The 9,745-nt window shown below is 55.0% G+C and carries 11 protein-coding genes; 3 read left to right on the top strand and 8 right to left on the bottom strand.

Going from position 1 to position 9,745, the window contains the following annotated elements; all coding sequences use genetic code 11:
* Nucleotides 1–84 precede the first annotated feature (84 nt).
* Together tpiA and RT120_RS20730 are read right to left on the bottom strand one after the other, a co-directional pair.
* Nucleotides 85–852 (bottom strand): triose-phosphate isomerase, encoded by a 768-nt coding sequence (gene tpiA, locus RT120_RS20735; protein ID WP_002436761.1) that lies wholly within the window; start codon nt 850–852, stop codon nt 85–87.
* A gap of 107 nt (nt 853–959) precedes the next feature.
* A complete protein-coding gene (locus tag RT120_RS20730; RefSeq protein WP_312985658.1) occupies nt 960–1,556 on the bottom strand; it encodes a DUF1454 family protein in 597 nt (198 codons plus the stop codon).
* A gap of 113 nt (nt 1,557–1,669) precedes the next feature.
* Here RT120_RS20730 and RT120_RS20725 point away from each other — a divergent pair, with 113 nt between their 5' ends.
* Complete coding sequence (locus tag RT120_RS20725) at nt 1,670–2,089, top strand: DUF805 domain-containing protein (protein WP_312985651.1); 420 nt, start codon at nt 1,670–1,672, stop codon at nt 2,087–2,089.
* Nucleotide 2,090: 1 nt separating this feature from the next.
* Here RT120_RS20725 and fpr read toward each other — a convergent pair whose 3' ends face one another.
* The 4 genes from fpr to RT120_RS20705 form a co-directional block, all read right to left on the bottom strand.
* Nucleotides 2,091–2,837 (bottom strand): ferredoxin--NADP(+) reductase, encoded by a 747-nt coding sequence (gene fpr, locus RT120_RS20720; RefSeq protein WP_312985649.1) that lies wholly within the window; start codon nt 2,835–2,837, stop codon nt 2,091–2,093.
* A gap of 93 nt (nt 2,838–2,930) precedes the next feature.
* Complete coding sequence (glpX, locus tag RT120_RS20715; RefSeq protein WP_312985647.1) at nt 2,931–3,941, bottom strand: class II fructose-bisphosphatase; 1,011 nt, start codon at nt 3,939–3,941, stop codon at nt 2,931–2,933.
* A gap of 116 nt (nt 3,942–4,057) precedes the next feature.
* Nucleotides 4,058–5,563, bottom strand: a complete 1,506-nt coding sequence (gene glpK / locus RT120_RS20710; protein ID WP_312985646.1) for a glycerol kinase GlpK — start codon at nt 5,561–5,563, stop codon at nt 4,058–4,060.
* A gap of 22 nt (nt 5,564–5,585) precedes the next feature.
* Nucleotides 5,586–6,437: an MIP/aquaporin family protein gene (locus RT120_RS20705; protein WP_312985645.1), complete on the bottom strand. Its 852-nt coding sequence runs from the start codon at nt 6,435–6,437 to the stop codon at nt 5,586–5,588.
* 416 nt (nt 6,438–6,853) lie between these two features.
* On the opposite strand from RT120_RS20705, the gene zapB reads away from it, so the two are divergent.
* A complete protein-coding gene (gene zapB / locus RT120_RS20700) occupies nt 6,854–7,099 on the top strand; it encodes a septal ring assembly protein ZapB (RefSeq protein WP_125294945.1) in 246 nt (81 codons plus the stop codon).
* Nucleotides 7,100–7,263: 164 nt separating this feature from the next.
* Complete coding sequence (gene nlpA, locus RT120_RS20695; RefSeq protein ID WP_312985643.1) at nt 7,264–8,082, top strand: lipoprotein NlpA; 819 nt, start codon at nt 7,264–7,266, stop codon at nt 8,080–8,082.
* Nucleotides 8,083–8,127: 45 nt separating this feature from the next.
* Here the strand turns inward: nlpA and rraA are convergent, their stop codons facing one another.
* Both rraA and menA read right to left on the bottom strand, forming a co-directional pair.
* Complete coding sequence (gene rraA / locus RT120_RS20690; RefSeq protein WP_161659581.1) at nt 8,128–8,613, bottom strand: ribonuclease E activity regulator RraA; 486 nt, start codon at nt 8,611–8,613, stop codon at nt 8,128–8,130.
* 92 nt (nt 8,614–8,705) lie between these two features.
* Nucleotides 8,706–9,635 carry a 1,4-dihydroxy-2-naphthoate polyprenyltransferase gene (gene menA, locus RT120_RS20685; protein WP_312985641.1) on the bottom strand — a complete coding sequence of 310 codons (930 nt, stop codon included), beginning with the start codon at nt 9,633–9,635 and terminating at the stop codon, nt 8,706–8,708.
* Nucleotides 9,636–9,745 lie beyond the last annotated feature (110 nt).

Genomic DNA, 9,745 nt, shown 5'->3' with positions numbered 1-9,745 from the left:
CAAAACTCTATGCCCGTCCTTTTTTACCCGCACATTACTGGGGATTCCCCAGTGCCGAGGCAGGGTTTTTTTATGGCAGCGTAATTACGCTTTTTTCGCTTCAGCCGCTGCTTTCACGATCACCGCGAAAGCATCCGCTTTCAGGGATGCGCCGCCAACCAGCGCGCCGTCGATATCCGGCTGGGTGAACAGTTCTGCTGCGTTCGCCGCGTTAACGGAACCGCCGTACTGAATGATCACTTGATTAGCGATGTCAGCGTCAACTTTCGCGATATGGTCACGGATGAATTTGTGAACCGCCTGAGCCTGCGCCGGGGTAGCCGATTTGCCGGTACCGATAGCCCATACTGGCTCGTAAGCGATAACCACGCCTTCGAACGCGCTCGCGCCCTGGGTTTTCAGCACCGCGTCGATTTGACGTGCGCAAACTTCTTCAGTTTTGCCCGCTTCGTTTTCCGCTTCGGTCTCACCGATGCACAGAACCGGGATCAGACCCTGCTCTTTCAGGACAGCGAATTTTTTAGCGATGAACTCGTCGGATTCAGCGTGATAAGTACGACGCTCGGAATGACCGATGATGATGTATTTCGCACCGATATCTTTCAGCATTTCGGCAGAGGTTTCGCCGGTAAATGCGCCAGACAGGTTAACGTCAACGTTTTGCGCGCCGAGGGCGATATGGCTGCCGGATACGGCATGTTTAGCCTGATCCAGGTAGATTGCCGGCGGGGCAATCGCCACACCGCAGCCGTCCACGCCAGAAAGCTCTTTACGCAGGTTGGCGATCAGCTCGTTTACCATATGGCGGCTGCCGTTCAGTTTCCAGTTACCCATCACTAAAGGATGTCGCATTTCAATTCTCCACGCGGTCAAGCGAATTAAGGAAGATTGCTGCCATTCCGGCAGCGCGGTCTGTCAAACAGTATAGAGATTCACGTCTGGAATGGCTTTGCTTTTTGTCATTTATTGTTTCCTTCCAGGTTATCAGATAGCGCCAGCTTAATCGGTTCAATGGCGAAGGTTAGCCCCTTTTCGCCGTTATCTGCGACCACATAACGGATAGCACCTTCCGTTTGCTGGTAGTAGCGTTTGTTTTTCGCGGAGGTCAGCAACGTAGTCATCCTTTTCTGGCTTTGGGCTTTGCTGAACGGCACGAAAACGCGCATCACCGCCGCCATGTATTCCAGCGCTTTGGCTTTCGCGGCTTTTTGTTCCGGCCCCTGAATCGGCAGCCAGGTGATTTGCATCGATTTAATCTTCAGCGTGCCGCGCTCCAGGGCGCTGGAAGCATACAGATTCTCGTTAATCTTGGTGGCGGCGCGGGTAATCGCGTCTTTATCCTGACTTGAGGTAATGGCGCGGAACTCGCTGAGCGCCAGCGGGGCACTATCCTGATTAAATCTTTCGCGGAACTGGGAAATCGTCAGGTCAAAAGAGGGTGCGCCAGGCAGCAGATAGGGCGCTTTTCCCGGCTGATCCGCGTCGTCGTTTTCCGGCGCGGCAAGGCCTGCCGCCAGCGGCAAGCAGAGTAATAAGATAGCGAACAGTGACTTTATCAAACCTGGCTCCCGATAACTGGTTACAGCGATTAAAACGATAACGAGGCGGCTTGTCAAAATTGACCGGGTTCAGGGTAAACTACGCCACATGATGATGATAAGGATAATTTATGACCCTACAGCAATGGCTGTTCTCATTTAAGGGGCGCATTGGGCGTCGCGATTTCTGGATTTGGATTGGTTTGTGGCTGGTGGCAATGGCGTTGCTGTTTATCCTGGTCGCCAACGGCATCCTTGACGCGCAAACGGGGGCATTTGTGCTGGTCTGCCTGCTGTGGCCGACATCCGCCGTGGTGGTGAAACGCCTGCACGATCGTGGGAAATCTGGCCTGTGGGCACTGTTTATGATTCTGGCGTGGATGCTGCTGGCCGGGAACTGGGCGGTGCTGGGCGGCATGTGGCAGTGGGTGGTCGGGCGCTTTGTTCCCACGCTGATTATGGTGATGCTGCTGCTCGACCTGGGGGCGTTTATCGGCACCCCCGGCGAGAATAAATACGGTAAAGACACGCTGGATGTGAAATATCGTTGATTTACCAGTAATGCTCCGCCGTCATATGGCCCGGACGGCGGCGCAGGTGTTTGGTCATTTGCCGGGTCTCTTTCAGCAACTGCTGGGTATCCCGCACCATCTGCGGGTTGCCGCACAGCATCACATGGCTGTTTTCGGGCAGCATCGTCAGGCCCACCGCGTTTTCCAGCTCGCCATTGTCAATCAGCGCCGGAACGCGCCCGGTAAGCGAGCCTGGAACGGTTTCACGGCTGACCACGGTCTGGATCCGCAGTTTCCCTTCGTAACGCTGCTCAAGCGCCTGCATCAGCGGCAGATAGCTTAAATCGGCGGCATAACGCGCAGCGTGTACCAGCACGATGTGTTTAAAGCGCTCGAGATCTTTGCCGTACTGGAGAATCGACAGATAGGGGCCAATGGCGGTGCCGGTCGCCAGCATCCACAGCGTGTCGCAGTCTGGCACTTCTTCCAGCACGAAAAAGCCCGCTGCGTCGCTGACGATATTGATTTCATCGCCAGGCTGCATGACATGAAGACGCGGGCTGAGTTTGCCTTCCGGCACGTTGACCAGATAAAACTCCAGCGCCGGATTATCAGGCGCGTTGACGTAAGAGTAAGCGCGCTGCACCCGTTCGCCGTCGATTTCCAGCCCCAGCTTGGCGAACTGCCCGGCCGTAAACGGGGCGACCGGCGCGTCGATGGTGAGACTAAACAGTGCGTCAGTCCAGTGCTGAACCTGTGTGACTTTGCCTTTTACCCATTCCGCCATAATTTACTCCACCGATGAATACCCTTTTATCTTGCTGAGGTGAGCCGCAGATTTCCAGCCCTGGCGGGCCGGAAAGCTCATTCAGACAAACGATTACAGTATATGCGTCTGAACGTTGGCGTCTTTGCGATCGAGATAATGAATGGATTTAATCCGCCGAATGGTGCGCGATTTACCGCGGATCAGCAGGGTTTCCGTGGTGGCGATATTCCCTTTGCGGCTGATACCATCCAGCAAATCGCCTTTGGTGATGCCGGTCGCCGAGAAAATCACATTATCGCTACGCGCCATATCGTCGAGGCGCAACACGCTGTTGGCTTCAATGCCCATCGCCTTACAGCGCTCAAGCTCCTGCTCGCCGATACGGCGGTTCTCTTCGCTGTCGCCTTTCACCTGATGGCGAGCCAGCAGGCGGCCATGCATATCGCCGTCCAGCGCGCGGATCACCGCAGCGGAGACTACGCCTTCCGGCGCGCCGCCAATGCCGTACAGCACGTCTACTTCACTGTCGGGCATGCAGGTTAAAATCGAGGCCGCCACATCGCCGTCAGGAATGGCGAAAACGCGCACGCCAAGCTGCTGCATCTCTGCAATGGTGTCATCGTGGCGCGGTTTCGCCAGAATGGTGACGGTTAGCTCGCTCAGCGGCTTATTCAGCGCCTGGGCGATGTTTTGCAGGTTAATGGCGAGTGGCAGATTGAGGTCGATAACACCTTTCGCGCCCGGCCCGACAATCAGCTTTTCCATGTACATATCAGGCGCGTTCAGGAACGTGCCTTTATCGCCCACCGCCAGCACCGCCAGCGCATTGGCCTGGCCCATCGCCGTCATGCGCGTGCCTTCAATCGGATCAACCGCAATGTCTACCGCATCGCCCTGGCCGGTACCGACGCGCTCGCCGATATACAGCATCGGCGCTTCGTCGATTTCCCCTTCGCCGATAACAATTTGCCCGTCGATATTGACCTGGTTAAGCATAATGCGCATGGCGTGGACCGCCGCGCCGTCAGCGGTATTTTTATCTCCACGGCCCAACCATTTGTAACCCGCCAGCGCGGCGGCTTCGGTTACGCGGGAAAATTCGATGGCAAGTTCTCGTCTCATAGCTCACTCATTCACAAAAGAAATTGTTGCGGAGTGTAGCACAGGGGGGATAAGGCTGAAATTTGTACGCGAAGGGGATAATAAAAGGGACGCCAGCGGCGTCCCTGAGAGGTTAATTAGTCGTGCTCTTCCCACGCCAGGGCGCGTTTAACGGCTTTTTTCCAGCCTGCGTAGCGGAAGTTACGCTCGGTGGTTTCGATGCCTGGACGGAATTCGCGTTCAATGACCGCTTTTTCCTGCAACTCATCCAGGTTCTGCCAGAAACCGACCGCCAGACCGGCGAGGTAAGCCGCGCCCAGCGCGGTGACTTCACGCACTTCCGGGCGCTCAACGCGGGTGCCCAGAATGTCGGACTGGAACTGCATCAGGAAGTTGTTGGCGACCGCGCCGCCGTCCACGCGCAGGGCGTGCAGACGAATGCCGGAGTCTGCCTGCATCGCTTCCAGCACGTCGCGGGTCTGGAAGGCGATGGATTCCAGGGTCGCGCGGATGATGTGGCAGGAATTGACCCCGCGCGTCAGGCCGAAGATCGCGCCACGGGCATATGGGTCCCAGTACGGTGCGCCGAGCCCGGTGAACGCCGGAACCACATAGACACCGTTGGTGTCTTTCACTTTATTGGCGAAGTATTCAGAGTCGAATGCGTCGTTGATCAGTTTCATCTCATCACGCAGCCACTGAATAGACGCACCCGCCATAAACACCGCGCCTTCCAGCGCGTAGTTCACTTCGCCGCTCGGGCCGCAGGCGATGGTGGTCAGCAGGCCGTTTTCCGATGCCACGGCTTTTTCGCCGGTGTTCATCAGCATAAAGCAGCCGGTGCCATAGGTGTTTTTCGCCATCCCTTCTTTCACGCATAACTGGCCGAACAGCGCCGCCTGCTGGTCGCCCGCGATACCGGCGATAGGAATACGGGTGCCGCCTTTACCGCCGATGTTGGTCTGGCCGTAGACTTCCGAGGATTTACGCACTTCCGGCAGCATGGCGCGTGGGATATCCAGCACTTCCAGCATCCGGTCGTCCCAGTCCAGGCTGTGAATGTTGAACAGCATAGTACGGGAGGCGTTGGTGTAATCGGTCACGTGAACACGTCCCTGGGTCATTTTCCAGATAAGCCAGGTATCCACGGTGCCGAACAGCAGTTCGCCACGGCGGGCACGCTCGCGGGAGCCTTCTACGTGATCCAGGATCCACTTCACTTTGGTGCCGGAGAAATACGGGTCCACTACCAGGCCGGTGTTTTTGCGGATGTACTCTTCCATGCCGTCGCGCTTGAGCTGTTCGCAAATCTCCGCAGTACGGCGGCACTGCCAGACAATGGCGTTATAAATCGGCTTACCGGTTTCACGCTCCCAGACAATGGCGGTTTCACGCTGGTTGGTGATACCGATGCCGGCGATTTCATCAGAGTTGATATCGGCTTTCGCCAACACTTCGACTAATACCGAGCTTTGGGTGGCCCAAATTTCCATCGGGTCATGTTCAACCCAGCCGGCTTTCGGGTAGATCTGCTGAAATTCACGCTGTGATACGCTCACGATATTCGCGCTGTGATCCATCACCACGGCACGGGAGCTGGTGGTGCCCTGGTCGAGCGCAACGATATATTTTTTCTCAGTCATGTTTCTTGTCCCTTCAGTCTTATTACAGCGTAGCTTTTTGTTGCGCGCTGGAGGTTGCCGATTCTTTTTCATCTTCCACAGCGCAGACATCGCAAGGTAAGTGGCGGCCAATCAGTTTACGATAACTGAAGGCACCCAATGCTGCACCTGCCACCGGGCCAAGCAGCGGCACCAGGAAGTAAGGAATATCTTTCGCGCCGGTAAAGGCGACGTTGCCCCAGCCCGCAAGCCAGGCGAAGGCTTTCGGTCCGATATCACGCGCCGGGTTCATCGCGAAGCCGGTCAACGGGCCCATGGACGCGCCGATAACGGCGATCAGCAGGCCAATCAACAACGGGCCGAGCGGGCCGCGCGGAATGCCGTTACCGTCATCCGTGAGCGCCAGGATCAGTCCCATCAGAATCGCCGTGATCACCATCTCGACGGCAAAGGCCTGGAAGAAATTGATGTGCGGGTTAGGGTAGGTTGAGAACACGCCTGCCAGATCGAGGCTTTCAACGCTGCCGCGCACCATATTGTGAGTCTGTTCGTAATCGTAAAAAAGATTGTAATAAAGCCCGTAAACCAATGCGGCGGCGCAAAAGGCGCCAGCAAATTGAGACACAATGTAAGGAACGACTTTACGTTTATCAAAGCAAGCAAATAACCACAGCGCAAGCGTGACGGCGGGATTGAGGTGCGCACCGGAAACGCCCGCGGTCAGGTAGATAGCCATGGCTACCCCTAACCCCCAAATCACGCTGATTTCCCACTGGCCGAAACTGGCACCCGCCACTTTTAACGCGGCGACGCAGCCCACACCAAAGAAAATCAACAACCCGGTACCGAGGAACTCGGCGATGCACTGGCCTTTTAAGGTTGATGTTTGACTCATAATCGGGTCCTGAAGGTAAAAGTGATGATTATTGTTATTTCGGGTGCGATATCACCCGTTATGTCCTGTAGACATGGTGTTAATTTATCGTTAACGAGCAAAAACGAGAAATATCGAAATTAAAATGTGTGTAGCTCGTCAATAAAACGCGCGTTTTCGCGCGAATTTTGCTGGGGGCGCGCACGGAATTTAAAACCGCCGTCAGGCGTCATTTGTTAACATTTGCCGGGGATTTTGTTGGAACGCATTCGGCATAGGCTGAAAAGTGTTGCATTTCGCAAACAGCATGGTGTGCTGCTGGACACTGGCGGCAACGCTCCATACAATCGGACTCATGTGGTGCGCACGTATTAATAAGGCGTCACCGGAGACGGTAGGGATAGCATTCTATCAACGCCTTGCAATTCTGGAGAGGTATGACGATGTCATTTGAAGTGTTTGAGAAACTGGAAGCAAAAGTACAGCAGGCTGTTGATACCATCACCCTGTTACAGATGGAAATCGAAGAACTGAAAGAAAAGAACAACAGCCTGGCGCAAGAAGTGCAACACGCGCAGGGCAGCCGTGAAGAGCTGGAGCGCGAAAACCACCAGTTGAAAGAGCAACAGCACGTGTGGCAGGAACGTCTGCAGGCACTGCTGGGCCGCATGGAAGAAGTGTAATTACTTCTCCCGCAAAAAAGGCACCGTTTCGGTGCCTTTTTTGTTGCTTCATCCCGCTTATGCTTTTTTCTTCTTGCCCATTCCTTTTCGTTTTTTATCCCGCTTCGCTAATCTCGCTATAGTCGTTTTCTGGCGGAATTGACGCGTAACTAAGGATAACAACAATGAAACTGGGGATGTCTTATGGCCGGATGGCCGCTACGGTACTACTGACCGGCCTGCTGCTGGCGGGTTGCGACCAACAAAGCGATAGCGCCAAACACATCAAAGTGGGCGTGATTAACGGTGCGGAACAGGATGTGGCGGAAGTCGCCAAAAAAGTCGCCAAAGATAAATATGACCTGGATGTCGAACTGGTGGGTTTCAGCGGTTCGCTGCTGCCAAACGATGCCACTAATCAGGGCGAACTGGATGCCAACGTGTTCCAGCACCGTCCGTTCCTCGAACAGGATAACAAGGCGCATAATTACAAGCTGGTGGCGGTAGGCAATACCTTTGTCTTCCCAATGGCCGGTTATTCCCGCCAGATTAAATCGGTTGATGAGCTAAAAGATGGCGCAACCGTCGCGATACCCAACGATCCGACCAACCTGGGCCGCGCGCTGCTGCTGCTGCAAAAAGAGCAGCTGATTACCCTGAAGCCGAATATCGGCTTGCTGCCGACGGCGCTGGATATTACCGATAACCCGCGTCACCTGAAAATCATGGAGCTGGAAGGCGCGCAACTGCCGCGTGTGCTGGACGACCCGAAAGTCGACGTGGCGATCATCAGCACCACCTACATTCAACAGCTGAATTTATCCCCGGTGCATGACAGCGTGTTTATCGAAGACAAAAACTCGCCGTACGTGAACATCATCGTGACGCGTGAAGACAATAAAGACGCGGAAAACGTGAAGAAATTTATTCAGTCGTATCAGTCGCCTGAAGTGGCGAAAGCGGCGGAAAAAATCTTTAATGGTGGGGCGGTGCCTGGCTGGTAAGCATAAACATTCAGGCCATCCGCTACGGGATGGCCTGAATGAGGATTATTCGATATCGAGCGGGTCTTCGGAAAGGATCATACCGGTGTTATCAGCATACAGGTGGTCACCGGAGAAGAAGGTCACACCGCCGAAATTGACGCGCACATCGCTTTCACCAATGCCTTCGCCGGACGCGCCAACTGGAATGGCGGCCAGGGCCTGAATGCCGAGGTCCAGCTCTTCCAGATCGTCCACCTGGCGCACTGCACCATAGATGACGATGCCTTCCCATTCATTCTGCACCGCCAGACGCGCCAGCTCGGCGTCAAGCAACGCGCGACGAACGGAACCGCCGCCGTCCACCAGTAAAATGCGTCCGCGGCCATTTTGCTCGAGTAGCTCGTACAGCAACCCGTTGTCCTCGAAACATTTCACGGTAATGATCTGTCCGCCAAAAGATGAGCGCCCGCCGAAGTTGGAGAACAGCGGCTCCACCACATTGACTTCTTCATGATAAATGTCACAAAGCTCAGAAGTATCGTATTTCATAGGCTTAAGGTTTCGTTGCTGCGAGAGTTTTCAGTATATCGCTTTCAGTCGATTGTTGGCAAAATCATCAATTGTTAATTGATATTTGTCAGTTAAAAATGGGCCTGACTCAAAATAACGCCTATTGCAAACAATAGGTTAGTGAGCAGCGCACCTTTTACCGTACGTTCCAGCATTGGGCGCATCGCGACCGGATCGCGTTCCCGCACCACATATTGCGCCTGTCTGACCAGCATCGGCGCTGCCAAAATAAACAGCCAGCCCCACGGGCTTTGCAGTGAAAACAGGTTAAACAGCGCCAGGCACACCAGCGTGCCGATCAGCAAAAATGCGTGATAGCGACGGGCGCGCTCTGGCCCAAGCCGTACTGCCAGGGTGTTTTTACCGTTAATTCGGTCGCTGTCGATATCGCGCAGGTTATTAATATTCAGCACGGCGGTCGCCAGCAGCCCACAAGCGGTGGCGGGCAGGAAAATCGCCGGGATCAGCGTATGCGCCTGCAAATACCAGGTGCCCATCACGCTCAGCCAGCCGAAGAAAATCAGTACCGAAATATCCCCAAGGCCGAGATATCCGTAAGGCCGGGTGCCGACCGTATAGGTAATGGCGGCGATAATTGACAGCAACCCCAGCAGCAAAAAGCCCAGGAAATCACTGAAGGTTCGGCAGGCCACCCACACCAGCGCGAAGCCGGACAGGCAAATCAGCATCACGGTGATGATTAACGCACGTTTCATTTGAGCCTGGGTAATCACGCCTTTTTGCATCCCGCGCAGCGGACCGATGCGGTCCGGCTTGTCGCTGCCTTTTACCGCATCGCCGTAGTCATTGGCGAGGTTGGACAGGATTTGCAGCAGGCCCGCCGTAAGTAGCGCAAGGAAAGCGACTACCGGATCGAAGACGCCCTGCCACCAGGCGAGCGCGCTACCGACCACAATGGAGGCGAACGCGAGGGGAAGAGTACGTGGGCGCAGGCTTTCCAGCCAGGCTTGCGTACGGCTCAGTGTTTGTGAGTCAGTCATAGTAATAAGCTAACCAATAAAAAATGGGGGCGAATTGCCCCCATCGTAAATGATGAAATTGCACTGAGCGCGATTATAACCACAACAACCGGTAAGTTGCAGAGGTGTCG

Source organism: Atlantibacter sp. (assembly GCF_032062175.1).
Classification (GTDB): domain Bacteria; phylum Pseudomonadota; class Gammaproteobacteria; order Enterobacterales; family Enterobacteriaceae; genus Atlantibacter.
This window is presented reverse-complemented; position numbering and strand designations above follow the sequence as displayed.

Bases quoted from the DNA above. Each gene is read 5' to 3' on its own strand.
- tpiA (WP_002436761.1), bottom strand. From the start codon at position 852: ATGCGACATCCTTTAGTGATGGGTAACTGGAAACTGAACGGCAGCCGC.
- RT120_RS20725 (WP_312985651.1), top strand. From the start codon at position 1,670: ATGACCCTACAGCAATGGCTGTTCTCATTTAAGGGGCGCATTGGGCGT.
- fpr (WP_312985649.1), bottom strand. From the start codon at position 2,837: ATGGCGGAATGGGTAAAAGGCAAAGTCACACAGGTTCAGCACTGGACT.
- glpX (WP_312985647.1), bottom strand. From the start codon at position 3,941: ATGAGACGAGAACTTGCCATCGAATTTTCCCGCGTAACCGAAGCCGCC.
- glpK (WP_312985646.1), bottom strand. From the start codon at position 5,563: ATGACTGAGAAAAAATATATCGTTGCGCTCGACCAGGGCACCACCAGC.
- RT120_RS20705 (WP_312985645.1), bottom strand. From the start codon at position 6,437: ATGAGTCAAACATCAACCTTAAAAGGCCAGTGCATCGCCGAGTTCCTC.
- zapB (WP_125294945.1), top strand. From the start codon at position 6,854: ATGACGATGTCATTTGAAGTGTTTGAGAAACTGGAAGCAAAAGTACAG.
- nlpA (WP_312985643.1), top strand. From the start codon at position 7,264: ATGAAACTGGGGATGTCTTATGGCCGGATGGCCGCTACGGTACTACTG.
- rraA (WP_161659581.1), bottom strand. From the start codon at position 8,613: ATGAAATACGATACTTCTGAGCTTTGTGACATTTATCATGAAGAAGTC.
- menA (WP_312985641.1), bottom strand. From the start codon at position 9,635: ATGACTGACTCACAAACACTGAGCCGTACGCAAGCCTGGCTGGAAAGC.